General features: G+C 58.3%; 23 protein-coding genes and 1 pseudogene. 17 read left to right on the top strand and 7 right to left on the bottom strand.

From position 1 onward, the window contains the following. Positions 1 to 36 precede the first annotated feature (36 nt). The 7 genes from AB4N84_RS17215 to pdeM all read left to right on the top strand — a co-directional run bounded on the left by AB4N84_RS17215 (position 37) and on the right by pdeM (position 7,613). Complete coding sequence (locus AB4N84_RS17215) at positions 37 to 819, top strand: transporter substrate-binding domain-containing protein (RefSeq protein WP_074753129.1); 783 nt, start codon at positions 37 to 39, stop codon at positions 817 to 819. An 83-nt stretch (positions 820 to 902) separates the two neighbouring features. Continuing rightward, complete coding sequence (locus tag AB4N84_RS17210) at positions 903 to 1,631, top strand: ABC transporter permease (RefSeq protein WP_074753130.1); 729 nt, start codon at positions 903 to 905, stop codon at positions 1,629 to 1,631. After that, a complete protein-coding gene (locus AB4N84_RS17205; RefSeq protein ID WP_460042354.1) occupies positions 1,628 to 2,338 on the top strand; it encodes an ABC transporter permease in 711 nt (236 codons plus the stop codon). Before AB4N84_RS17210 ends, AB4N84_RS17205 begins: the two co-directional genes overlap by 4 nt. A gap of 9 nt (positions 2,339 to 2,347) precedes the next feature. Further along, positions 2,348 to 3,466, top strand: a complete 1,119-nt coding sequence (locus AB4N84_RS17200; protein ID WP_460042353.1) for a succinylglutamate desuccinylase/aspartoacylase family protein — start codon at positions 2,348 to 2,350, stop codon at positions 3,464 to 3,466. 12 nt (positions 3,467 to 3,478) lie between these two features. Beyond that, complete coding sequence (locus AB4N84_RS17195; protein ID WP_074753133.1) at positions 3,479 to 4,243, top strand: ABC transporter ATP-binding protein; 765 nt, start codon at positions 3,479 to 3,481, stop codon at positions 4,241 to 4,243. A gap of 224 nt (positions 4,244 to 4,467) precedes the next feature. After that, positions 4,468 to 6,960, top strand: a complete 2,493-nt coding sequence (locus AB4N84_RS17190) for a ligase-associated DNA damage response DEXH box helicase (RefSeq protein ID WP_460047046.1) — start codon at positions 4,468 to 4,470, stop codon at positions 6,958 to 6,960. Further along, positions 6,957 to 7,613: a ligase-associated DNA damage response endonuclease PdeM gene (gene pdeM / locus AB4N84_RS17185; protein ID WP_074753134.1), complete on the top strand. Its 657-nt coding sequence runs from the start codon at positions 6,957 to 6,959 to the stop codon at positions 7,611 to 7,613. The genes AB4N84_RS17190 and pdeM overlap by 4 nt, the downstream gene beginning before the upstream one ends. Positions 7,614 to 7,707: 94 nt before the next feature. On the opposite strand, the gene AB4N84_RS17180 is transcribed toward pdeM, so the two are convergent. Together AB4N84_RS17180 and dcd are read right to left on the bottom strand one after the other, a co-directional pair. After that, positions 7,708 to 7,926, bottom strand: coding sequence for a hypothetical protein (locus AB4N84_RS17180; protein ID WP_074753135.1), 219 nt, complete (start codon positions 7,924 to 7,926; stop codon positions 7,708 to 7,710). A 123-nt stretch (positions 7,927 to 8,049) separates the two neighbouring features. Continuing rightward, the gene (gene dcd / locus AB4N84_RS17175; RefSeq protein WP_003184751.1) at positions 8,050 to 8,616 is read right to left on the bottom strand and encodes a dCTP deaminase; all 567 of its coding nucleotides are present in this window, start codon (positions 8,614 to 8,616) and stop codon (positions 8,050 to 8,052) included. Positions 8,617 to 8,927: 311 nt separating this feature from the next. On the opposite strand from dcd, the gene AB4N84_RS17170 reads away from it, so the two are divergent. Beyond that, the gene (locus AB4N84_RS17170) at positions 8,928 to 9,137 is read left to right on the top strand and encodes a cold-shock protein (protein ID WP_002554837.1); all 210 of its coding nucleotides are present in this window, start codon (positions 8,928 to 8,930) and stop codon (positions 9,135 to 9,137) included. A 164-nt stretch (positions 9,138 to 9,301) separates the two neighbouring features. Here the strand turns inward: AB4N84_RS17170 and apbC are convergent, their stop codons facing one another. Then, positions 9,302 to 10,396, bottom strand: coding sequence for an iron-sulfur cluster carrier protein ApbC (apbC, locus tag AB4N84_RS17165; protein ID WP_074753136.1), 1,095 nt, complete (start codon positions 10,394 to 10,396; stop codon positions 9,302 to 9,304). A 182-nt stretch (positions 10,397 to 10,578) separates the two neighbouring features. Between apbC and metG the strand changes: the two genes are divergently transcribed. The 4 genes and pseudogenes from metG (at position 10,579) to AB4N84_RS17145 (ending at position 14,710) form a co-directional block, all read left to right on the top strand. After that, the gene (metG, locus tag AB4N84_RS17160; protein ID WP_460042352.1) at positions 10,579 to 12,627 is read left to right on the top strand and encodes a methionine--tRNA ligase; all 2,049 of its coding nucleotides are present in this window, start codon (positions 10,579 to 10,581) and stop codon (positions 12,625 to 12,627) included. A 47-nt stretch (positions 12,628 to 12,674) separates the two neighbouring features. Next, positions 12,675 to 13,709 (top strand): annotated as a pseudogene (gene rsxB, locus AB4N84_RS17155) (electron transport complex subunit RsxB); the annotation flags it as partial. A gap of 73 nt (positions 13,710 to 13,782) precedes the next feature. Continuing rightward, positions 13,783 to 14,421 (top strand): endonuclease III, encoded by a 639-nt coding sequence (gene nth / locus AB4N84_RS17150; RefSeq protein WP_074753139.1) that lies wholly within the window; start codon positions 13,783 to 13,785, stop codon positions 14,419 to 14,421. Positions 14,422 to 14,527: 106 nt separating this feature from the next. Further along, positions 14,528 to 14,710, top strand: coding sequence for a PA3496 family putative envelope integrity protein (locus AB4N84_RS17145; RefSeq protein WP_074753140.1), 183 nt, complete (start codon positions 14,528 to 14,530; stop codon positions 14,708 to 14,710). A 133-nt stretch (positions 14,711 to 14,843) separates the two neighbouring features. Here the strand turns inward: AB4N84_RS17145 and AB4N84_RS17140 are convergent, their stop codons facing one another. Continuing rightward, positions 14,844 to 15,470, bottom strand: coding sequence for a response regulator transcription factor (locus AB4N84_RS17140; protein WP_074753141.1), 627 nt, complete (start codon positions 15,468 to 15,470; stop codon positions 14,844 to 14,846). Positions 15,471 to 16,647: 1,177 nt separating this feature from the next. Between AB4N84_RS17140 and AB4N84_RS17135 the strand changes: the two genes are divergently transcribed. Beyond that, complete coding sequence (locus AB4N84_RS17135; RefSeq protein ID WP_460042351.1) at positions 16,648 to 17,205, top strand: hypothetical protein; 558 nt, start codon at positions 16,648 to 16,650, stop codon at positions 17,203 to 17,205. 108 nt (positions 17,206 to 17,313) lie between these two features. Here the strand turns inward: AB4N84_RS17135 and AB4N84_RS17130 are convergent, their stop codons facing one another. Next, complete coding sequence (locus AB4N84_RS17130) at positions 17,314 to 18,531, bottom strand: argininosuccinate synthase (protein ID WP_074753143.1); 1,218 nt, start codon at positions 18,529 to 18,531, stop codon at positions 17,314 to 17,316. 129 nt (positions 18,532 to 18,660) lie between these two features. Further along, complete coding sequence (locus tag AB4N84_RS17125; RefSeq protein ID WP_460042350.1) at positions 18,661 to 19,641, bottom strand: flagellar protein MotY; 981 nt, start codon at positions 19,639 to 19,641, stop codon at positions 18,661 to 18,663. 147 nt (positions 19,642 to 19,788) lie between these two features. On the opposite strand from AB4N84_RS17125, the gene pyrC reads away from it, so the two are divergent. The 4 genes from pyrC (at position 19,789) to bfr (ending at position 22,582) form a co-directional block, all read left to right on the top strand. Further along, positions 19,789 to 20,835, top strand: a complete 1,047-nt coding sequence (gene pyrC / locus AB4N84_RS17120) for a dihydroorotase (protein ID WP_460042349.1) — start codon at positions 19,789 to 19,791, stop codon at positions 20,833 to 20,835. Beyond that, positions 20,832 to 21,509: a ribonuclease T gene (gene rnt, locus AB4N84_RS17115; protein WP_074753146.1), complete on the top strand. Its 678-nt coding sequence runs from the start codon at positions 20,832 to 20,834 to the stop codon at positions 21,507 to 21,509. Before pyrC ends, rnt begins: the two co-directional genes overlap by 4 nt. A 176-nt stretch (positions 21,510 to 21,685) precedes the next feature. Then, complete coding sequence (locus tag AB4N84_RS17110) at positions 21,686 to 21,904, top strand: bacterioferritin-associated ferredoxin (RefSeq protein ID WP_074753147.1); 219 nt, start codon at positions 21,686 to 21,688, stop codon at positions 21,902 to 21,904. Between the two features lie 201 nt (positions 21,905 to 22,105). Next, entirely contained in the window at positions 22,106 to 22,582 is a 477-nt protein-coding gene (gene bfr, locus AB4N84_RS17105; RefSeq protein ID WP_062387988.1) for a bacterioferritin, read from the top strand. A gap of 490 nt (positions 22,583 to 23,072) precedes the next feature. Here the strand turns inward: bfr and grxD are convergent, their stop codons facing one another. Further along, positions 23,073 to 23,402 carry a Grx4 family monothiol glutaredoxin gene (gene grxD / locus AB4N84_RS17100; RefSeq protein WP_074753148.1) on the bottom strand — a complete coding sequence of 110 codons (330 nt, stop codon included), beginning with the start codon at positions 23,400 to 23,402 and terminating at the stop codon, positions 23,073 to 23,075. Between the last annotated feature and the right edge of the window lie 98 nt (positions 23,403 to 23,500).

Raw genomic sequence — 23,500 nt, 5'->3', positions numbered from 1 at the left:
GTTCCCAACGCTCAATTTGGTTTTAAGGACTGAACGATGAAAAAAGCATGGCTGACCCTTTCCGCACTCGCCATCTGTCTGGCCGCTGGCAACGCAATGGCCAAGGAATACAAGGAGCTGCGTTTCGGCGTCGATCCTTCGTACGCTCCATTCGAATCGAAAGCCGCTGACGGTAGCCTGGTCGGCTTCGACATCGATCTGGGCAACGCGATCTGTGCAGAATTGAAGGTCAAGTGCAAATGGGTCGAAAGCGATTTCGACGGCATGATCCCCGGCCTGAAAGCCAACAAGTTCGACGGCGTGATCTCCTCCATGACCGTGACCCCGGCTCGCGAGAAAGTCATCGACTTCTCCAGCGAACTGTTCTCCGGCCCGACTTCGCTGGTTTACAAGAAAGGCTCCGGTCTGAGCGCTGACGTCGCTTCGCTCAAAGGCAAAACCGTTGGCTACGAGCAAGGCACCATTCAGGAAGCCTACGCCAAGGCCATCCTGGACAAGGCTGGCGTGAAAACCCAGGCCTACGCCAACCAGGATCAGGTTTACGCCGACCTGGTGTCCGGTCGTCTGGACGCTTCCGTACAAGACATGCTGCAAGCCGAACTGGGCTTCCTGAAATCGCCACAAGGTGCTGGCTACGAAGTCAGCAAGCCAATCGACGATCCACTGCTGCCAGCCAAAACTGCAGTCGGCATCTCGAAAGGTAACAAAGACCTGAAAGCGCTTTTGGATAAAGGTATCAAAGCGTTACACGATGACGGCAAATACGCCGAGATCCAGAAGAAGCACTTCGGCGATCTGAATCTGTACAGCGGTAAATAAGTAAACTAACGCCCGTCGACTCAGGGGTCATCCGAATCCCCCTCTGAATCGATGGGCGTTTTTATTGACTGTATAGGTTCCACATGTTCGAAACTCTCCTGCAAAACCTGGGACTGTCCGCGTTCAGCCTCAAGGGCTTCGGCCCGTTGCTGCTTCAGGGCACCTGGATGACCGTCAAATTATCGGTAATGTCGCTGCTGCTGGCCATCGTGCTTGGCCTGCTGGGCGCCAGTGCCAAACTGTCCAAAGCCGCGATCCTGCGTATCCCGGCACAGGTCTACACCACGCTGATTCGTGGCGTACCGGACCTTGTGCTGATGCTGCTGATTTTCTACAGCCTGCAGACCTGGCTCACCAGCTTCACCGAAGCGATGGAATGGGACTACATCGAAATCGATCCCTTCGCCGCCGGTGTCATTACGCTGGGCTTCATCTACGGCGCGTACTTCACCGAAACCTTCCGCGGCGCGATCCTCGCGGTGCCGCGTGGCCAGGTCGAAGCCGCCACCGCCTATGGCTTGAGCCGTGCTCAGCGCTTCCGTTTCGTGGTGTTCCCGCAGATGATGCGCTTTGCCCTTCCCGGCATCGGCAACAACTGGCAAGTGGTGCTCAAGGCCACGGCGCTGGTGTCGATCATCGGTCTGGCCGACCTGGTCAAAGCGTCTCAAGATGCAGGCAAAAGCACCTATCAGCTGTTCTATTTCCTGGTGCTCGCCGCCTTGATCTATCTGGTCATTACCAGCGTCTCCAACTTTGCCCTGCGCTGGGCTGAACGGCGTTACGCCGCAGGCAGCCGGGAGGCTCAACGATGATCGAATTGCTTGAAGAATACTGGCGCGCCTTCCTTTATACGGACGGGCAGAACATCACTGGCCTGGCCATGACCCTGTGGCTGCTCAGCGCGTCCATTGCCATCGGCTTCATCGCTTCCATTCCGCTGTCCATTGCCCGCGTCTCGCGCAACCCGCTGGTTCGCTGGCCGGTGCAGTTCTACACCTATCTGTTCCGGGGCACGCCGCTCTATATCCAGTTGCTGATCTGCTACACCGGCATTTACAGCCTGGAAGTCGTGCGCGATCAGCCGCTGCTCAACTCGTTCTTCCGCGACGCGATGAACTGCACCATTCTGGCGTTCGCCCTCAACACCTGCGCCTACACCACCGAGATCTTCGCCGGCGCGATTCGCAGCATGAATCACGGCGAAGTCGAAGCGGCGAAGGCTTACGGCCTGACCGGCTGGCGCCTGTACACCTACGTCATCATGCCGTCGGCCCTGCGCCGGTCGCTGCCTTACTACAGCAACGAAGTGATCCTGATGCTGCACTCGACCACCGTGGCCTTCACCGCCACCGTGCCGGACATCCTCAAAGTTGCCCGCGATGCGAACTCGGCCACCTTCCTGACGTTCCAGTCGTTCGGCATCGCCGCGCTGATCTACCTCACGGTCACCTTCATATTGGTGGGCCTGTTCCGTTTGGCCGAACGCCGCTGGCTGGCCTTCCTCGGCCCGTCTCACTAGGACCTGCCCATGCGACACCAGACTCATGATTTGCTGGCGCCGGTGCCAGGCACCGCGCGGCAGATCCACAGCTTTCACTACGGCCCGGAAAACGGCGCCTGCAAAATCTACATTCAGTCCTCCCTGCATGCTGATGAACTCCCCGGCATGCTGGTCAGCTGGTACCTGAAACAACGTCTGGCAGAGCTTGAAAAAGCCGGCCAGCTGCTGGGCGAAATCGTCGTTGTTCCCGTGGCCAATCCCATTGGCCTGGAACAGGTGCTGATGGACATTCCACTCGGACGTTACGAGCTGGAAAGCGGGCAAAACTTCAACCGCCGGTTCGTCGATCTCAGCCAGCACGTGGGCGATGAAGTCGAGCCGTTGCTGACCGACGACGCGCAGCACAACGTCGCGCTGATTCGCAAAAGTCTGCGTGCCGCGCTGGAGGGTTGCGTCGGCACCACTCAGCTGGAATCGCAACGCCTGACCCTGCAACGTCTGGCCTGTGAGGCCGACATGGTGCTCGACCTGCATTGCGATTTCGAATCCGTGGAACACCTGTACACCACGCCAGAGGCCTGGCCGCAGGTCGAGCCGCTGTCGCGCTACCTCGGTGCGCAAGCCAGCCTGCTGGCGACGGACTCCGGTGGCCAGTCGTTCGATGAGTGCTTCACGCTCGTCTGGTGGCAATTACAGCAGCGCTTCGAGAACCACTTTCCCCTTCCACTGGGCAGCTTTTCGGTGACGCTGGAATTACGCGGTCAAGGCGATGTGTGTCACGCCCTCGGCAGCCGCGATTGCCAGGCCATCATCAGTTACCTGATGCAGTACGGCGCCATTGCCGGTGAGCCGGTGGCGCAACCCGAACTGATTTATCCGGCGACGCCACTGGCGGCGGTCGAACCGGTTGCCACGCCTGTCGGCGGCCTGCTGGTGTTCTGCACACTGCCAGGCGAATACGTTGAGGCCGGGCAACTGATCGCTGAGGTCATCGACCCGATCAGCGACGCGGTGACCCCGATCCACGCGGCCTACGCCGGCCTTATGTACGCCCGCTCTTTGCGACGCATGGCGACTGCCGGCATGGTCATCGCCCATGTCGCCGGCACCGAAGCCTACCGCAGCGGCTACTTACTTTCTCCTTAAGGATTGCCCGTCATGTACAAACTGACCATCGATGGCCTGCACAAAAGCTACGGTGAACACGAGGTGCTCAAAGGCGTGTCGCTCAAGGCCAACGTCGGTGACGTGATCTGCCTGATCGGCGCCAGCGGCTCGGGCAAGAGTACTTTCCTGCGCTGCATCAACTTCCTCGAACAACCCAACGACGGCGCCATGAGCCTGGACGGCCAGCCGGTTCGCATGGTCAGCGATGCAACCGGCATGCGTGTCGCCGATCCGGCTGAACTGCAGCGCATCCGTACACGCCTGGCCATGGTGTTCCAGCACTTCAACCTGTGGAGCCACATGACGGTGCTGGAAAACATCACCATGGCGCCGCGCCGCGTGCTGGGTGTTTCCAAGGCCGAAGCCGAAGACCGCGCGCGCAAATACTTGGAAAAGGTCGGCCTGCCGGCACGTGTTGCCGATCAATACCCGGCATTCCTGTCCGGCGGTCAGCAGCAGCGCGTGGCGATTGCTCGCGCGTTGGCGATGGAGCCGGAGATCATGCTGTTCGACGAACCGACGTCGGCACTCGACCCGGAGCTGGTGGGTGAAGTGTTGAAAGTGATTCAAGGCCTTGCCGAAGAAGGCCGCACGATGATTCTCGTGACCCACGAGATGGGCTTCGCCCGCAAGGTCGCCAACCAGGTGGTGTTCCTGCACCAGGGACAGATTGAAGAGATCGGCCATCCCGACGACGTGCTGGGTAACCCGAAGAGCGAGCGGTTGCAGCAGTTCTTGAGTGGCAATTTGAAATAACACCTAGCGCCCGGATGTCCCGCCGAACTCGTGACGTTTGGCAACTGCTGACCCTGTAAGAGCGCGCTTGCCCGCGATAGCCATGTGTCTGTGCCTGAGAGGGTGACTGATCGGACGCTATCGCGGGCAAGCGCGCTCCTACAGGTTTGGCGCTCAGCGATCATCCAACCAAACTAATCCCCTGCCCCGACGGTCTCTGAATGAACACCTTTCAGAGCCCGCGCATGCCCAGATCCGTCAATGTTGCCCAGCGCTGGTTCGCCGCTCGCGGCTGGAAACCCTTCGCCTTTCAGAAAGACGTATGGGCCGCCGTGGCCCGTGGCGAATCCGGTTTGCTGCATGCCAGCACCGGCGCCGGCAAAACCTATTCGGTCTGGTTTGCTGCCCTCAATCAGTTCGCCAGGCCTGCGCCCTCCCCGGTCGAGGAAAAACCTCGTAAACGCAAGCCCGCCCCGACGCCGTTGACGGTGCTGTGGATCACCCCGATGCGAGCCCTTGCCGCCGACACCGCGCGTGCGCTCGAAGCTCCTTTAAGGGATCTCGAGATCCATTGGAGCGTGGGGCTTCGCACCGGCGACACCAGCAGCAGCGAGCGCGCAAAACAGGGTCGGCGGCTGCCCTCTGCGCTGATCACCACGCCCGAAAGCCTGACCCTGCTGCTGACCCGCGCCGACGCGCAAGCGACGTTTTCCACGCTGAAGATGATCGTCGTTGACGAATGGCACGAGCTGATCGGCAACAAGCGGGGTGTCCAGTTGCAGCTGGCACTGGCAAGACTGCGCCACTGGAACCCTGCACTGGTCGTGTGGGGACTGTCGGCCACGCTGGGCAATCAGCAACACGCGCAACAGGTGCTGCTCGGCGAGGGAGGCACCGCCGTGCAAGGCAAGGTGGTCAAGGACCTGATTGTCGACACCTTGATCCCGCAGGGCATCGAGCGCTTCCCCTGGGCCGGCCACATGGGATTGCGCATGTTGCCGCAGGTGGTTGCCGAGGTGGACAGCAGCGCCAGTTGCCTGGTGTTCACCAACACCCGCGCACAATCGGAAATCTGGTATCAGGCGTTGCTGGACGCCCGCCCTGACTGGGCCGGCCTGATCGCACTGCATCACGGTTCGCTGTCACGCGAAGTGCGCGACTGGGTCGAGCGAGCACTGAAAGAAGGCCACCTCAAAGCGGTGGTCTGTACCTCCAGCCTGGACCTGGGTGTGGATTTCCTTCCGGTAGAGCGCGTGTTGCAGATAGGCTCGGCCAAAGGCGTCGCGCGCCTGATGCAGCGCGCAGGACGTTCCGGCCATGCGCCCGGCCGACCTTCTCGCGTGACGATGGTGCCGACGCACAGCCTTGAACTGGTCGAAGCGGCGGCAGCACACGATGCGGTCGAGGCCCGAATGATCGAACCTAGGGAATCGCCTCACAAACCGCTAGACGTTCTCGTACAGCACCTGGTGAGCATGGCGCTCGGTGGCGGCTTTTTGCCCGACGACCTACTGACTGAAGTTCGCACCGCCTGGGCCTACCGTGATCTGACCGACGAGGAGTGGCAATGGGCGTTGGCATTCGTGCGCCACGGTGGCCTGTCACTCACGGCCTATCCTGACTATCGCCGTGTAGAGCCTGACGAACATGGTGTCTGGCGAGTGCCCGATGCGCGGCTGGCGCGGCGTCATCGCATGAGCGTGGGCACCATCGTCAGCGACGCAAGCATCAACGTGAAGTACTGGAGCAAGGGCGGCGGAGGTGGTTCGCTGGGCAGCGTCGAAGAGGGTTTTATCGCTCGTCTGAAGCCCGGAGACGGATTTCTGTTCAGCGGCCGCCTGCTCGAACTGGTCAGGGTGGAAAACATGACCGCTTACGTCAAACGCGCCACGAGCAAAAAAGCCGCTGTCCCCCGCTGGAATGGCGGCCGGATGCCGCTTTCCAGTGAATTGGCTGACGCGGTGGTGGACAAGTTCGACGCAGCGGCGCAAGGGATTTTCGACAGCCCCGAGATGCACACCGTGAGCCCGTTGCTGGACGTGCAGCGCGAGTGGTCAGCGTTACCGCGCAAGCATACGCTGCTGGCCGAAGTACTGAAGTCCCGGGAAGGTTGGCACCTGTTTCTCTATCCATTTGCCGGCCGTCACGTCCACCTGGGCCTGGCGAGTCTGCTGGCGTGGCGCCTGAGCCGGGATACGCCACTGACGTTTTCCATCGCCGTCAACGACTACGGCTTCGAGCTATTGAGCGCGACCGAGGTCGACTGGTCGCAACGACTGACCCCACACTTGTTCAGCGAGGACAACCTGTTGACCGACATCATGGCCAGCCTGAACGCCGGAGAGCTGGCGTTACGTCGCTTTCGTGAAATCGCGAGGATTGCCGGCCTGGTGTTTTCAGGGTATCCCGGCGCCCCCAAAAGCAATCGCCAACTGCAAGCCTCCAGCGGGTTGTTCTTTGAGGTCTTCAAGCAATACGACGCGAGCAACCTGTTGCTGACCCAGGCACAAGAGGAAGTCTTGCGACAGGAGCTGGACGTCAACCGACTGGAACATACGCTGCAAAGAATCAACAGCCGCACCCTCGACCTGCACCTGATCAAACGCCCGACGCCGATGGCGTTCCCGCTGCTGGTCGAGCGCATGCGCGAAAGCCTTAGCACGGAGAAACTCTCCGACCGCATTGCGCGCATGGTGCGGGATCTGGAAAAAGCCGCCGGGCCCGAGGTGACGTCATGAGGCCTTATCTCTCCATCCAGCTGGCCGGCGCCGAACTGTGGCTGCTGGCGGACAAAGCGATCTATTACCCCGCCGAACGCGCCTTGCTGATCGCCGATGCGCATTTCGGTAAAGCAGCCGCCTACCGAAAATTGGGGCAGCCGGTGCCCCACGGCACCACAGACGACAACTTACAACGCCTGGATGCGCTTCTCGCCGCCTATGACTGCGAACACCTGATTTTTCTAGGAGATTTCCTGCACGCCCCCGAGTCGCACGCTGCAGGCACGCTGGCAGCCTTGCAGGCCTGGCGCGAGCGACATGCGTCACTGGCGATCACCTTGATTCGCGGCAATCACGACAAACGCGCCGGCGATCCGCCGCAGCACTTGGGCATCATCGTCGTACCGGAACCGCTCCTGCTAGGGCCTTTTGCGCTGCAACATGAACCCGATCCTCATCCCACTCACCACGTTCTAGCGGGCCACGTACATCCGACCTACAGACTCTTTGGCAGAGGCCGACAGCGTCTGCGCCTGCCGTGCTTTTACGTGTTGCAACACGTCAGCGTGCTTCCCGCGTTCGGGGCCTTTACGGGCGGCATGAACATCGAGCGGCAGGAAAACAGCAGGGTGTATGTGGTGGGCGACGGAGCGGTCTGGGAATCGCTTTGAAGGTGCGGGCACATCGCGGAAGCGGTGAGCTGAGACTGTGCAGGGAATTAAGAACGAAGCCCGCCGATGCCGAAGCACCGGCAGGCCGCCGGTGTCAGGCCACCGGAGCGGGAGGAGGCTCGTCGGGAAGGGTCGGCACACCAGGCTCTGTAGGCTCTGGGTAATCGGGGCTGTCAGGATTGGGCTGGCCTGGAATACCGCCAGCAACCATGTTGTTCAAATGGGGATGCGCTAACAGCGACCAAGCCAGCAACCCGACCTGGTTCTGTCCGGGGTCGGCTTCCTTGCTGCTGGTTCTGATTTGTCTCTTCATAGGGCACTCCTGAGCGTTGGCCCCATCCGCATGGTGCGGACGGGAACAGTTCAGTCAATAGAGTGCAGTTTTCGAGACTAATTCCGTTTCAAAGTGACCAACGGTGAAATCTGGCTCAGCGGCTCAGGTGCGTGGCAGGGTGACACCACGTTGGCCCTGATACTTGCCGCCACGATCCTTGTAGGAGACTTCGCATTCTTCATCCGACTCCAGGAACAGCATCTGAGCGACGCCTTCGTTGGCGTAGATCTTCGCTGGCAACGTCGTGGTGTTGGAAAACTCCAGCGTGACGTGACCTTCCCACTCCGGTTCCAGCGGCGTCACGTTGACGATGATGCCGCAGCGCGCGTAGGTGCTTTTACCCAGACAGATGGTTAACACATTGCGGGGAATGCGGAAATATTCGACGGTACGGGCCAGCGCAAACGAGTTCGGCGGGATGATGCAGACATCGCTTTTAACGTCGACAAAGCTCTTTTCGTCGAAATTCTTGGGATCGACGGTCGCCGAATTGATGTTGGTGAACACCTTGAATTCGTCGGCGCAACGCACGTCGTAGCCATAGCTGGAGACACCGAAGGAGATCAGCCGGTCAGCGCCCTCACCGCGCATTTGACGCTCTACGAACGGCTCGATCATGCCGTGTTCCTGCGCCATGCGGCGAATCCACTTGTCCGATTTGATGCTCATGGCGATGTCCTGAATAGCGAGGTGAAAAAAGATGTCCGGCATCTTACCGGTCCAAGGCGCCGGGTTCAAAGATTGCGCGCGACCCGCACGGGAAGGTTTATGCCTTCCGTCGAAATAAACGAGACATGCCCATTGGCACATCCGGAAAAAAGGGTTAAGGTGGGTCCACTGTGTTGCTTGTGTCACTGAGAATCTCTACACGATGTTGAATTTCGATCCAACCATCTCCAAGAATTTTTCCTGCTCTTTGCACTCAGTCTCGGCCAGGGTTCTTCCTGAGTCGCAGTTAACTTTGTCCAAGGAGATACACCATGTCTAATCGCCAAACCGGTACCGTTAAGTGGTTCAACGATGAAAAAGGCTTCGGCTTCATCACTCCACAATCCGGTGACGACCTGTTCGTACACTTCAAAGCAATCCAATCTGACGGCTTCAAAAGCCTGAAAGAAGGCCAGCAGGTCTCTTTCATCGCTACCCGCGGTCAGAAAGGCATGCAAGCTGAGGAAGTTCAAGTTATCTAACTTGTGCTGAATCGTTTAAAAGACCCCGCCCTCAAAAGCGGGGTTTTTTTATGCCCGCAGTTTTTGCAGCTGCTCTAAAGCCCCTGTGGGAGCGAGCTTGCTCGCGAAAGAGACGCTACGGAAACCCGAACGTTACACCCCCGCGAACAGCCCCGTTTAAAGCCTCAATCGTCGCTGATCGAAATATTCGGCATCGCCGGTGTTGCCGCTTCCTGCAACACAATCCGCGCCCCGACATGGCGCGCCAGCTCCTGATACACCATCGCAATCTGGCTTTCCGGCTCAGCAATGGCCGTCGGCTTGCCACCATCGGCTTGCTCGCGAATCAGCATCGACAGCGGCAGCGAAGCCAGCAATTCGACGCCGTATTGCGAGGCGAGCTTCTCACCGCCGCCCTCACCGAACAAATGCTCGGCATGACCGCAATTCGAACAGATGTGCACCGCCATGTTTTCCACGACGCCCAACACCGGAATGTTGACCTTGCGGAACATCTCCACGCCCTTCTTCGCATCCAGCAATGCCAGATCTTGCGGCGTGGTCACGATAACCGCGCCGGCGACCGGGACTTTCTGCGCCAGCGTCAGCTGAATGTCACCCGTGCCAGGCGGCATGTCGATGACCAGATAATCCAGGTCATTCCAGGCCGTCTGGGTGATGAGCTGCAGCAACGCGCCAGAGACCATCGGCCCACGCCAGACCATCGGCGTGTTGTCGTCCGTGAGGAAAGCCATCGACATAACCTCGATGCCATGGGCCTCAATTGGCACGAACCACTTCTGATCCTTGATCTTCGGCCGCGTGCCTTCAGCGATACCGAACATCACGCCCTGACTCGGGCCATAGATATCGGCGTCGAGAATCCCGACCCGCGCGCCCTCACGAGACAACGCCAAGGCCAGGTTGGCCGCCGTGGTGGATTTGCCGACGCCACCCTTGCCCGAGGCAACGGCGACGATGTTCTTGACGTTGGCCAAGCCAGGGATTTGCCCTTGGGCTTTGTGAGCGGTGATCAACGTGTCGATCTGAACCTTGGCCGAGGCAACGCCCTCTAGCCCTTCAATGGCCATCTGCAGCATCTGCGCCCAGCCGTTCTTGAACAGCGCTGCGGCATAGCCCAGTTCCAGCTGCACGTTGACGCGATCACCCTCGATGTCGATGGCACGCACACAACCGGCGCTGACAGGGTCTTGGTTCAAATAAGGATCGGTGTACTGGCGAAGGACGGCTTCCACCGTTGCGCGGTTGACAGCGCTCATGGGTCACTCCCGAAAAAGACTGAGCAAAACAGGCGGCTATCCTACCGCGTTCATCGGAATAAGAGGGGCCGTGTTTTCTCCGAGCGGCGCGAAGCCGATTCCGACACGCGGTGTGGGATGAAAAAAAACGCTCAGACCTTTATAGTGGCCGACCTCCGTTTCACTTCAAGTAGCCGAGCCCCATGTCCGAGCCACGCAAGATTCTCGTCACCAGCGCCCTGCCCTATGCCAATGGTTCCATTCACCTTGGCCACATGCTCGAGTACATCCAGACCGACATGTGGGTGCGCTTCCAGAAGCACCGCGGCAATCAGTGCATCTATGTGTGCGCGGACGATGCCCATGGCTCGGCAATCATGCTGCGCGCTGAAAAAGAAGGCATCACGCCTGAACAACTGATCGCCAACGTTCAGGCTGAACACAGCGCCGACTTTGCCGACTTCCTGGTGAACTTCGACAACTTTCACTCGACCCACGCTGAAGAAAACCGCGAGCTGTCGAGCCTCATTTATACCCGTCTGCGCGACGCGGGCCATATCGCCACGCGCTCGGTAACCCAGTATTTCGACCCGGAAAAGAAAATGTTCCTGGCCGACCGCTTCATCAAAGGCACCTGCCCTAAGTGCGGCACTGAAGACCAGTACGGCGACAACTGCGAGAAGTGCGGAGCCACCTACGCACCGACTGACCTGAAAGACCCGAAGTCGGCGATTTCCGGCGCAACCCCTGTGCTCAAGGACTCGAAGCATTTCTTCTTCGACCTGCCCGCCTTCGACGCCATGCTTAAAACATGGACCCGCAGCGGCACGCTGCAGGACGCCGTGGCAAACAAGATCGCCGAATGGCTGGATTCGGGCCTGCAACAGTGGGACATCTCCCGCGACGCACCGTACTTCGGTTTTGAAATCCCCGACGAGCCAGGCAAATACTTCTACGTCTGGCTGGATGCACCGATCGGCTACATGGCCAGCTTCAAAAACCTGTGCGATCGCACGCCGACGCTGGACTTCGATGCCTTCTGGAACAAGGACTCGACGGCCGAGCTGTACCACTTCATCGGCAAGGACATCGTCAATTTCCACGCGCTGTTCTGGCCGGCGATGCTCGAGGGCTCGGGCTTCCGCAAACCGACCGGCATCAACGTGCACGGCTACCTGACCGTCAACGGCCAGAAAATGTCGAAGTCGCGCGGCACCTTCATCAAGGCGCGTACCTACCTTGAGCACCTGTCGCCGGAATACCTGCGTTACTACTACGCCGCCAAGCTGGGCCGTGGCGTCGACGACCTCGACCTGAACCTGGAAGACTTCGTGCAGAAGGTCAACTCCGACCTCATCGGCAAGGTGGTGAACATCGCCAGCCGCTGCGCAGGCTTTATCCACAAAGGTAACGCAGGCGTTCTGGTGGCCGGCAATGCCGCACCAGAGTTGACCGACGCCTTCCTCGCCGCGGCGCCAAGCATCGCAGACGCCTACGAAGCCCGAGACTTTGCCCGTGCCATGCGTGAAATCATGGCGCTGGCCGACCGGGCCAACGCCTGGATCGCCGACAAGGCACCCTGGTCGCTGGCCAAGCAGGATGGCAAACAGGATGAAGTCCAGGCCATCTGCGCTCTGGGCATAAACCTGTTCCGCCAACTGGTGATCTTTCTGAAGCCGGTCCTCCCTAATCTGGCCGCCGACGCAGAGCAATTCCTCAACGTCGCGCCATTGACCTGGGACGACCACCTGACGCTGCTCAGCAACCATCAGCTGAACCCGTTCCAGGCCCTCATGACCCGTATCGATCCGGCAAAGGTGGAAGCCATGACCAACGCCTCGAAAGAAGACCTGACGGCCAGCGCCACCGACACCGGCTCAGCCGCTCAAGGTAACGGCGAACTGGCCAAGGATCCGCTGTCACCGGAAATCGACTTCGACGCCTTCGCCGCCATCGACCTGCGCGTCGCGCTGATCGAGAAAGCCGAACACGTCGAAGGGGCCGACAAACTGCTACGCCTCACGCTGGACATCGGTGACGAGAAACGCAACGTGTTCTCCGGTATCAAGAGCGCTTATCCGAACCCGGCGGAGCTGGAAGGTCGTCTGACCATGATGATCGCCAACCTCAAGCCTCGGAAAATGCGTTTCGGTATCTCCGAAGGCATGGTGATGGCGGCCGGTCCTGGCGGCGAAGAAATCTACCTGCTGAGTCCTGACAGTGGCGCCAAGCCGGGTCAGCGCATTAAGTAACCCTGAACGCGGCCGACGACCTCCAGCGTCGTCGGTCTGGTCAAAGCATGAGCCTGATTCAGCGTATCGATGCCCTCCTGCCGCAGACCCAATGCGGCAAATGTGGCCATCCCGGCTGCAAGCCCTACGCCGAAGGCATTGCCAGCGGCGAATCGATCAACAAATGCCCACCGGGCGGCGATGAAACCATCGCAGCGTTGGCGCGCCTGTTGGACGTGCCGGTCCTGCAACTGGACACCGAACGTGGAAGCGCCCCTCCCCAGGTTGCATTCATTCGTGAAGCGGAATGCATCGGCTGCACCAAGTGCATTCAGGCTTGCCCCGTCGATGCAATCGTCGGTGCTGCAAAACTGATGCACACCGTGATCGTCGACGAGTGCACCGGCTGCGACCTGTGCGTGGCGCCCTGCCCCGTCGATTGCATCGACATGCTGCCTCTGCCATCGGCCACCGTGGTGCCGATAGTCGGTGGCTTGGCGTTTGACGAAGCCCAGCAGGTCGCGCGAGCAGCCAAGCGCGGTCACGCACGTCAGCGCTTCGAAGCCCGCAACGCTCGGCTGGAGCGGGAAGAACAACAGCGCCAGGCCGAACGTCTGGCTCGTCAGCGAAAGCCCGTAGCGTCGACACCCGACCACGCTGACCCCGTACAGGCAGCGATGGAACGTGTTCGAACACAGAAGACGGCTAACCGCGATGCAGCATTGAAGCAGGCGCGCATCGAGGTCACGATGAGCCGCGCCCAACTGAACAAGTCACTCAAAGCGTTCGGACACCCGCCCATCGCAGAACAGGCGGCGCGGTTGGTGGAGCTGCAAAGGGAACTTGACGAGGCCGAACGCGCCCTGGCTGCGCTTCAGGGCGTTGGGCGATCCGACCAGGCAACACCAACCGTGGCGCCAGTTAACATTGAGCCCACTGCAAAAGCTGACAAGGCCGCCTTGAACAGAGCGAAAATCCAGCTTGCCATGCGCCGTGCCGCCCTCGCCAAAGCTCAATCTGCGGAGCTGCCGCCTGATCAGGTGGCGGCACTGATCGCCGAGGTCGCACAGGCCGAACAAGCGTTACAGGCGCTTGAAGCCTCATAGACCGACCCAAGCCTGCCAATCGGCCCGATGCCACACTTGATACGACTGTTACTCAGGGAAAGCGCATTTCATGAACGCAGTAAAACGTCTGGAAATTTTTCGTCGCCTCCACGAAGACAATCCCGATCCCAAAACTGAGCTGTCCTACAGTTCGCCGTTCGAACTGTTAATCGCGGTGATCCTGTCGGCGCAAGCCACGGACGTCAGCGTGAACAAGGCGACGGCCAGGCTGTACCCGGTCGCCAACACCCCACAGGCGATTTACGACTTGGGTGTCGACGGGCTGTCCGAGTACATCAAGACTATCGGTTTGTACAACAGCAAGGCGAGGAACGTCATCGAGACCTGCCGCATGCTGGTGGAACTGCATGGCGGCGAAGTACCGCAAAGCCGAGAAGCCCTGGAAGCGCTGCCGGGCGTGGGTCGCAAGACCGCTAACGTCGTGCTCAATACTGCCTTCCGCCAGTTGGCCATGGCCGTGGACACGCATATTTTCAGGGTCAGTAACCGCACAGGAATCGCTCCGGGCAAGAACGTCATCGAAGTGGAAAACAAACTGATGAAGTTCGTCCCTAAGGATTATCTTCTCGACGCCCATCACTGGTTGATCCTGCATGGCCGTTACGTCTGCATCGCGCGCAAGCCTCGGTGCGGCAGTTGCAGGATCGAAGACCTGTGCGAATACAAGGCAAAGACATCCGACGATTGAGCGATAGCGTTTTCAGCGGTTGATCGATTGAAAAAATCTTTTTTACCCGGTCGAAGTTTGTCGCTATAAGGTCCGCCAATGACAGTCTAAGCCTGGAGTCAACTTGATGAGCACTGGCAAAGAGCAGATGGACGTAGAGGACGACTTCGTGGCCGGGGATTCCGACGACGCCGCCCAAGTACCTGTAGAAACGGCAAAAACCAATCTCAGCAAGCGCCGCACCATCGACAACCTGCTGGAAGAGCGTCGACTCCAGAAGCAACTGGCCGACTACGATTTCGACCTCTGACACGCCCCGCAAAAAGACACTGTTCAAAGCCTCTCCTGTACTTGAGAGGCTTTAGCCTGTCGGCAAAATTCATGGATACCGCCTGCAGCGTCGCGACATCGCTGACACCTGTTTCGAGCCTGGGCTCCTTTTGTTACACCAGCCCATTACGCTGGGCCAGCTCAATGAGATCCACCAGCGAATGCGCGTTGAGTTTCAATAGCAGACGCGTTTTGTAAGTACTGACTGTCTTATTGCTGAGAAACATTCCATCGGCAATTTCCTTGTTGGTTTTCCCCCGAGCCAGCTGCTGCAGGACCATCATCTCCCGCCCTGAGAGCCGATCAACCATCTCAGCCTCGCTGGCGTTCCCCAGACTCGAACGCACCGTGTGCAGGGCCTGATTTGGAAAATAGCTGTAGCCGGACAACACCGCTTTGATTGCACTGAGCAACTCGGTGAGGTCTTGCTGCTTGCAGACATATCCCGCAGCTCCCGCCTGCATGCAACGCATCGAAAAATGCCCGGGGGCCTGAGAGGTCAGGATCAATACCTTGAAAGGCAGCGTCATTGCCGTCAAACGGGCAATGACCTCCAGGCCGTCCAGCTTGGGAATACCAATGTCCAGTATGACGATGTCCGGCAAATGCTCGCGTGCCAGTTGCAGCGCATCCACGCCGTTATCCGTCTCGGCGATGACCTCGTAGCCATGACGCTCCATTAACATCCGTACAGCGAGCCGAATGACAGGGTGATCATCCACGATCAACACTTTATTCATGAGCAGTCCATTTTTTTCTGTTCGAATTTTCAGAGCCCGCACAATAGCTTAGTCGTTTAGTGCTTTGCATGGCGCTCCTCCCTACGGACTAGCAGGCAAAGACCTTTCCTACTCAAGCAACAGAAAGATCCTACAAAACCTGACTTATCCATCCTCACTTGGAGGCTGTTCATATTTTTTGCTTCCTCATTGGCAACTCTCGGAAACGACGAAAAGACGAGTCCGAAATAAATCCGGAATGACAGACGTGATGCTTGCAGCACTCAGGATCACACAGCCGGTGCCTCATCGAAGCCGTCCACCCCGTCCAGCGCTGAATAAAGAATAGCCAACACGCTCTGGTGCACTTTTTCCCGATCTCGTACCCGTCCATTGCCGACGACCCTCCATTGCTGTTCTGACGGTGCACCTGACCCTGCCATTTCGAAAGCCACCGTACGAATCAACATCCTTGACTGACAGGATAAGCTCATCCGCAGAACATGCGAGTAGACAACATCCATAAAATATTGCGGCCCCGTTCCTTCGTGATGCTCCTGAGGCGCGTTGAAAAATTACACACCTGAAAATCCTTTTCTTCATACATATTTATTTAGAGAAATGGCCTACACGATGATCGGATTAATCCGATGCCCCTGAATCGCTTGCGCGCAGCAGCAGTGTTTGCTGACAAAGCCCCCAGCGTGCTGACAAACCCGCTAACACTTCAAAAAATGCTTTTCATACGCTATACAAAGCTATTGCCGTTAATTAACATTTTATTGATACAGTTCTTCCGCCCACCACGTAATACCATCCCACCTTGTAAATCCAGCTAACTTCCTGCAAACCAGAAAAATACTACACAACTAACAGACCGCAACATCGGCCCTGTAAGACTCAAAAAAATAACAAAACTCAAATTGCCGTGATTTGATTTTTTACTTGCCAAAACTATTTCCAGTCGTTACTTTTTTCTGCAAACGAACTTTCGGTTTTCGACAACTACCGACATTCATTAGCTGCTTTAACCGAATCAACATTTGCCCTTAATCATCTTTCTATTTCCTTGCCCGGACTTCAAGCGCGAGCAGGGTTCGGCCGGCTCGAAGAAGCCTGCCCAGCCCTGAAATAGTTGATGACGGACAACGGCGCGCTGTAGGCGCCGTCTATATCAACCTGTTCAAAGGAATAAACCATGACTAAAAAAACAGGAGTATTTTCAGCGATCACCTCCGAACCTCTGAAAATAGCTGAAGCCATAGAGCAATACGTCGCCCAGGGCGGTGTCATTAACGTAGTCCCGGAGGGTGAATCCGGAGAAATGGGCTGCGAGGCAACAAAGACGGCTCAGGAGCTGGACCCAGAAGCGCAGATGAAAGCCAAGCTCGAACAACTTAAAGGTTTAGTCGCGAAGGGTGCGGGCGTCTCGGCGCTCCAATACTCGTTGCGGATGAACCGCAAGGAGATCAAGCGTCTGGCGAACGAGAACGGTCTGAAAATCCTCTACAGCCGCCCGGTAAGACCCAGGCCTGCTCGTAGCCAGGACCCGGTTTTGGTCGATGATTCTGTCGCCGGTCATGCCATGCACTACTCCTCACTGGGCTACACGGCGCAGGAAATTGCTCAGTTGCTCGATCTGAGTGTGCGTGATGTCTGGAACATCGGTAAGGCGTATCGCTTCGAGTTCAAAAGCACGGATAAAATCGACGCGTCCGGACATTCATCTTCTGACGTGCCGGAGCCGGAGAAATAGGTCGTCATCGAGCAAGGCCGGAATAAAACGGAGAGGCCTGAGCGTAGGGAGCATTTGAAAGAACGGTGCAACCCCGGGCGGGGCTGCACCTCTACACGCTGACGGCGATCAGAACAACTTGCGGTTCTTGTTCGCGGCAATGCGCATGCGCAGTGCATTGAGCTTGATGAAGCCAGCGGCGTCTGCCTGGTTATAAGCGCCGCCGTCTTCTTCGAAGGTCGCAATGTTGGCATCGAACAGCGAATCATCGGACTTGCGACCCGTGACGATGACGTTGCCTTTGTACAGTTTCAGGCGAACGACACCGTTCACGTGAGCTTGCGACGCGTCGATCATCTGTTGCAGCATCAGACGCTCAGGGCTCCACCAGTAACCGGTGTAAATGAGGCTGGCGTACTTCGGCATCAGCTCATCCTTGAGGTGAGCGACTTCGCGGTCCAGGGTGATCGACTCGATGGCGCGGTGAGCCCTGAGCATGATGGTGCCGCCCGGGGTTTCGTAGCAGCCACGGGACTTCATGCCGACGTAGCGGTTCTCGACAATGTCCAGACGGCCGATGCCGTGTTCGCCACCGATGCGGTTCAGGGTTGCCAGCACGGTGGCCGGGCTCATTTCGACGCCGTCCAGCGCGACGATGTCGCCGTTGCGGTAGGTCAGTTCCAGGTACTGAGCCTTGTCTGGAGCCTTTTCCGGGGAAACGGTCCAACGCCACATGTCTTCTTCGTGCTCGGTCCAGGTGTCTTCCAGCACGCCGCCTTCATAAGAAATGTGCAGCAGGTTGGCGTCCATCGAGTACGGAGACTTCTTCTTGCCGTGACGCTCGATCGGGATCGCGTGTTTCTCGGCGTAGTCCATCAGCTTCTCGCGGGACAGCAAGTCCCACTCACGCCACGGAGCAATCACTTTGACGCCGGGCTTGAGCGCGTAGGCACCCAGTTCGAAACGCACCTGGTCGTTGCCTTTGCCGGTCGCGCCGTGGGAAATGGCGTCGGCGCCGGTTTCGTTGGCGATTTCAATCAGACGCTTGGCGATCAGAGGACGGGCGATGGACGTACCCAGCAGGTACTCGCCTTCATAGACAGTGTTGGCGCGGAACATCGGGAATACGAAATCGCGCACGAATTCTTCGCGCAGATCGTCGATGTAAATTTCTTTTACGCCCATGGCTTGCGCCTTGGCGCGTGCTGGCTCGACTTCTTCACCCTGACCCAAGTCAGCCGTAAAGGTCACCACTTCGCAGTTGTACGTATCCTGCAGCCACTTGAGGATTACCGAAGTATCCAGGCCACCGGAATACGCGAGAACTACCTTGTTAACGTCCGCCATGCCATCACTCCAACGCGTTGTACGGAAAACCGCTGATTCTACCGTTCAAACCCGTGGAATTACAGTGTCGCGACAGCTTCTGACGACGAAGCGACAGAATCTGTCGAGCACACGACTGTCGCCGCGCGATCAGGAGGTCTTGGCGGTCGGCGTGCCGGATGCGGCCGTAGGCGCGGGGGTAGCGGCCGGCGGCGGGACAGGGGCCGGTGCAGGAACCGGCGCGGGTGCGGCGGTCGGTGCCACCGCGGGTTTCTGTTCGGCGACGCGATCCAGATGGATATTCACCCGGCGATTGCGCGCGCGATTGGCGTTGGTGGTGTTCGGGACCAAGGGATACTGCTCGCCATGGAAGCGCACGGTGATCTGCTCTTCCGGCACGCCTTGAGCCTTCAGGTAGTCCATAACGGCCAGTGCACGACGCCGCGACAGGTCACGGTTGGTCAGACGATTGCCGCTGTTGTCCGAATGTCCGTCCAGCTCGACACGGTTCACAGAAGGGTCGGCCTTCATATACGCCAGCACGGTGTCGAGCCGACGCTTGGCCTGAGCATCGAGGTCGATGCCTCCGCCCGGGAAGCCGATCTCGGCTTGCCGCACTTGTTCGAAGTTCATCGGCAGCAGTTTGGCGGTGCACAGTTGAAAATCGCTGTACGCATGGCTGAATTTGACTGGAAGCAACCGCACTTCCATTGCCCCACCGCCATCACGCAGGACGTGGCGGATCACGGGACTGCGCCCTTCCATCAAGCCCGCGATCAGACGACTGGCCTGGGCCTGACTGGTATTGAATGGAATATCCCCATTGCCGACTTTAACCGCACCAAGATTGAGGTCGCCTCGACCCGGCTGCCATGGCGCGGCAGCCGCAATCAGCGTTGCCGATCCGGAGGCCAGGCTGTAGCCGGACGCCTTCAGTCGGAAAGTCGCTTGTTCACCCGCACGACGCACGAATTCGCCGGCGCCGAAGTCGGTGATCGGCTGGCTCAGACGGCATTCGAACTGATCGCCTTCTACCTTCCACTCGATATTCTCCAGACGTGTCTGGAAAGTGAGAGCCATGGCCGGCAGGCTGGCAAACACGCTGAGCAGGGCTAGATATCGCTGGCGCACGGGAGGCTCCACTAAAAATTCACCGCGTTACAAAATTTATCGCTTACACGTGTCTATCGGTTACTTCCTACAAAACTTGATAGCGAGTGCCTGGAAGAGTCTTTTCCGGTAGCATTCCCAGCGAGTTTGACCCGCCTGGAATCCCCAATGTCCGAACGCCTGACCCTCCTGCGCCCCGACGACTGGCACATCCATCTTCGTGATGGCGCCGTCTTGCCCCACACCGTCGCTGACGTAGCGCGCACTTTTGGCCGCGCCATCATCATGCCGAACCTCGTGCCGCCGGTACGCAATGCCGAACAAGCGGATGCCTATCGCCAGCGCATCCTTGCTGCACGTCCTGCCGGCAGCCGTTTTGAGCCCTTGATGGTGCTTTACCTCACCGACCTGACCCAGCCGCAAGACATCCGTGCCGCCCAGGCCAGTGGCTTCGTGCATGCCGCCAAGCTGTACCCGGCCGGTGCGACGACCAACTCCGATTCCGGCGTGACCAGCATCGACAAGATCTTCCCGGTGCTTGAGGCGATGGCCGAAGTGGGTATGCCACTGCTGATTCACGGCGAAGTGACGCGTGGCGACATCGACGTCTTCGACCGCGAAAAAATCTTCATCGATGAGCACATGCGCCGTGTGGTCGAGCACTTCCCGACGCTCAAAGTGGTGTTCGAGCACATCACCACAGCCGATGCGGTGCAATTCGTCAACGAGGCTTCGGCCAACGTGGGCGCGACCATCACCGCTCATCACTTGCTCTACAACCGCAACCACATGCTGGTTGGCGGTATCCGTCCGCACTTCTATTGCCTGCCGATTCTGAAGCGCAATACGCATCAGGTCGCCCTGCTGGATGCCGCCACCAGCGGCAGCAGCAAGTTCTTCCTGGGCACTGACTCGGCGCCTCACGCGCAACACGCCAAGGAAGCCGCTTGCGGCTGTGCCGGCTGCTACACCGCGTATGCCGCGATCGAGCTGTACGCCGAGGCGTTCGAACAGCGCAATGCGCTGGACAAGCTGGAAGGCTTCGCCAGTCGCAATGGCCCGGCGTTCTATGGTCTGCCAGCGAACACCGACACCATTACCCTGGTTCGTGAAGAATGGACCGCCCCCACCAGCCTGCCTTTCGGCGAGCTGTCCGTTATCCCGCTGCGCGCCGGTGAGAAACTGCGCTGGCGCCTGCTGGAGGAACACGCGTGAGTGAAGACCATTACGACGACGAACAGGAAGGCTCTGGCGGCGGAACAGGCTCCAGGCATCCGATGGCAGCCCGTTTTCGCGGCTACCTGCCCGTCGTTGTCGATGTAGAAACCGGCGGTTTCAACTCGGCCACCGACGCATTGCTGGAAATTGCCGCGACCACCATCGGCATGGACGACAAAGGCTTCGTGTTTCCCGAACACACCTATTTCTTCCGTGTGGAGCCGTTCGAAGGCGCCAATATCGAAGCCGCGGCCCTGGAATTCACAGGCATCAAGCTCGATCACCCTTTGCGTATGGCTGTGAGCGAGGAAACCGCGCTGACCGATATTTTCCGTGGCGTACGCAAGGCCCTAAAGGCCAACGGCTGCAAGCGGGCAATTCTGGTCGGCCACAACGCCAGTTTCGACCTGGGCTTCCTCAATGCGGCGGTTGCGCGGCTGGACATGAAGCGCAATCCCTTCCACCCGTTCTCCAGCTTCGACACCGCGACGCTCGCCGGGCTTGCCTACGGACAGACCGTCCTGGCCAAGGCCTGCCAGTCCGCTGACATCGATTTCGATGGTCGCGAGGCCCATTCGGCGCGTTACGACACCGAGAAAACCGCCGATCTGTTCTGCGGCATCGTCAACCGCTGGAAAGAAATGGGCGGCTGGCACGACTTCGACGATTGAAGTTCACGCACGACCAAAAACCGGCCCAGCGGCCGGTTTTTTTACGCCCGGCAATCGCTAATAACGGACCACTCATCGGCCGTCATCTGATCCGCATGAAGTAGTTTTGACAAGCATTCTCATTAACATTAGTATCCGTGGCATTGAGCCAATCACTCAGCGACGGTCTTTTCTATATGTATGTCTGCCTCTGCCAAGGTGTTACCGACGGACAAATCCGCGAAGCAATCATGGAAGGATGCTGCAGCTATCGTGAAGTGCGCGAGACCTTGGGTGTCGCCAGCAAATGTGGGAAATGTGCCTGCCTAGCGAAGGAAGTGGTGCGTGAAACACTGACCGAACTGCAAACGACACAAGCCGCACTTGCCTACCCCGCAGGATTTTCTGCCGCCTGATTCACCCGTTTTTAAAGAACCGGACTTTGTGTCCGGTTTTTTTATGCCTGTAATTCAAATGGTTAGCGGTAAGATGCGGAACACAAACATTCTTATTTCTATTTATTTTCATTTATTATTCAATAACTTAGGTTTGACAGGTGTTTATAGGAGGCTCAGACTTGCGCCTTATAGATAAACATCTTCGACAGGACCTCGATCATGAAAGGCGACATTACCGTCATCCAGCATCTCAACAAGATCCTCGGAAACGAGCTGGTCGCAATCAACCAGTACTTCTTGCATGCGCGTATGTACGAAGATTGGGGCCTGAACAAGCTGGGCAAGCACGAGTACAAAGAATCCATTGATGAGATGAAGCACGCGGACAAGCTGATCAAGCGCATCCTGTTTCTGGAAGGCCTGCCGAACCTGCAGGACCTGGGCAAGATCCTGATCGGCGAGCACACCAAGGAAATGCTGGAGTGCGACCTGAAGATTGAGCGCAAAGGTCACGCTGATCTGAAAGCCGCGATTGCCCATTGCGAAACCGTGGGTGACTTCGGCAGCCGTGAGATGCTGGAAGACATCCTGGAGTCGGAAGAAGAACACATCGACTGGCTGGAAACGCAGCTGGGCCTGATCGACAAAGTCGGCATCGAGAATTACCTGCAATCGCAGATGGGCGAAGAAGACTGATTTCGGTTTTCGCCCCGATAAAAAGCCCCGCCTGGTGTTGAGTCAGGTGGGGCTTTTTATTGGGGTTGGGTATAGATCCGTTTCTGCGGTGACGGCTACTTAGGGTTCCGCTCTTACAGCGGGTCACTTTTGTAAAAAGCCGAAATGTCGGACCACGAAAAAGTAACCAAAACGAAGGCGGAACAGCGCTGACGTCAGCCACGCCTATCAGCGCCAACACAGACAACGGATACGATCGTTCCAACGCTCCGCGTGGGAATGACTGCCAGGACGCTCCGCGTCCACGCTGACGCAGAGCGTCAGTCGCTGCGTTACCACGCGGAGCGTGGGAACGATCAAACTTGCTGCGCTTCTTTTAGCTCTGGCGTTAGCCCGAGCCCATCAGCGCCGACACAGACAACGGATAGTCCCCCTCATCAGTGCCAACAAATAACAACAAAAAACCCCGACTCTCAACCGAGAGCCGGGGCTTTTCGAATACCAGACTGGATCAAGCAGTAGCGTTCTTCTCGACCGCTTCCTTGACCAGCTTCTGCAGCGAACCATCAGCATGCATCTCAACGATGATATCGCTACCGCCAACCAACTCACCGTCCACCCACAGCTGTGGGAACGTCGGCCAGTTGGCGTACTTCGGCAGGTTGGCGCGGATTTCAGGGTTCTGCAGGATATCGACGTACGCGAACTTTTCGCCACACGCCATCAATGCCTGAGACGCCTTGGCCGAGAAGCCGCATTGTGGGGCATTCGGAGCGCCTTTCATGTAAAGCAGAACGGTGTTTTTGGCAATCTGGTCTTTGATCGTTTCGATGATATCCATGGAGCACCTCGGCTTAACTTTACGACTGTATGAGTCGACACGGTGGCGCATTGTAACGGAATCCCTAGCGTAACGCTCGGTCTTGGCTTTAATCGACC

It is taken from the genome of Pseudomonas sp. S2_H01, assembly GCF_054668305.1.
The sequence above is the reverse complement of the archived record's forward strand: the minus strand, read 5'-3'. Positions and strand labels throughout refer to the sequence as shown.

Bases quoted from the DNA above. Each gene is read 5' to 3' on its own strand.
- AB4N84_RS17215 (WP_074753129.1), top strand. From the start codon at position 37: ATGAAAAAAGCATGGCTGACCCTTTCCGCACTCGCCATCTGTCTGGCC.
- AB4N84_RS17210 (WP_074753130.1), top strand. From the start codon at position 903: ATGTTCGAAACTCTCCTGCAAAACCTGGGACTGTCCGCGTTCAGCCTC.
- AB4N84_RS17205 (WP_460042354.1), top strand. From the start codon at position 1,628: ATGATCGAATTGCTTGAAGAATACTGGCGCGCCTTCCTTTATACGGAC.
- AB4N84_RS17200 (WP_460042353.1), top strand. From the start codon at position 2,348: ATGCGACACCAGACTCATGATTTGCTGGCGCCGGTGCCAGGCACCGCG.
- AB4N84_RS17195 (WP_074753133.1), top strand. From the start codon at position 3,479: ATGTACAAACTGACCATCGATGGCCTGCACAAAAGCTACGGTGAACAC.
- AB4N84_RS17190 (WP_460047046.1), top strand. From the start codon at position 4,468: ATGCCCAGATCCGTCAATGTTGCCCAGCGCTGGTTCGCCGCTCGCGGC.
- pdeM (WP_074753134.1), top strand. From the start codon at position 6,957: ATGAGGCCTTATCTCTCCATCCAGCTGGCCGGCGCCGAACTGTGGCTG.
- AB4N84_RS17180 (WP_074753135.1), bottom strand. From the start codon at position 7,926: ATGAAGAGACAAATCAGAACCAGCAGCAAGGAAGCCGACCCCGGACAG.
- dcd (WP_003184751.1), bottom strand. From the start codon at position 8,616: ATGAGCATCAAATCGGACAAGTGGATTCGCCGCATGGCGCAGGAACAC.
- AB4N84_RS17170 (WP_002554837.1), top strand. From the start codon at position 8,928: ATGTCTAATCGCCAAACCGGTACCGTTAAGTGGTTCAACGATGAAAAA.
- apbC (WP_074753136.1), bottom strand. From the start codon at position 10,396: ATGAGCGCTGTCAACCGCGCAACGGTGGAAGCCGTCCTTCGCCAGTAC.
- metG (WP_460042352.1), top strand. From the start codon at position 10,579: ATGTCCGAGCCACGCAAGATTCTCGTCACCAGCGCCCTGCCCTATGCC.
- nth (WP_074753139.1), top strand. From the start codon at position 13,783: ATGAACGCAGTAAAACGTCTGGAAATTTTTCGTCGCCTCCACGAAGAC.
- AB4N84_RS17145 (WP_074753140.1), top strand. From the start codon at position 14,528: ATGAGCACTGGCAAAGAGCAGATGGACGTAGAGGACGACTTCGTGGCC.
- AB4N84_RS17140 (WP_074753141.1), bottom strand. From the start codon at position 15,470: ATGAATAAAGTGTTGATCGTGGATGATCACCCTGTCATTCGGCTCGCT.
- AB4N84_RS17135 (WP_460042351.1), top strand. From the start codon at position 16,648: ATGACTAAAAAAACAGGAGTATTTTCAGCGATCACCTCCGAACCTCTG.
- AB4N84_RS17130 (WP_074753143.1), bottom strand. From the start codon at position 18,531: ATGGCGGACGTTAACAAGGTAGTTCTCGCGTATTCCGGTGGCCTGGAT.
- pyrC (WP_460042349.1), top strand. From the start codon at position 19,789: ATGTCCGAACGCCTGACCCTCCTGCGCCCCGACGACTGGCACATCCAT.
- AB4N84_RS17110 (WP_074753147.1), top strand. From the start codon at position 21,686: ATGTATGTCTGCCTCTGCCAAGGTGTTACCGACGGACAAATCCGCGAA.
- bfr (WP_062387988.1), top strand. From the start codon at position 22,106: ATGAAAGGCGACATTACCGTCATCCAGCATCTCAACAAGATCCTCGGA.
- grxD (WP_074753148.1), bottom strand. From the start codon at position 23,402: ATGGATATCATCGAAACGATCAAAGACCAGATTGCCAAAAACACCGTT.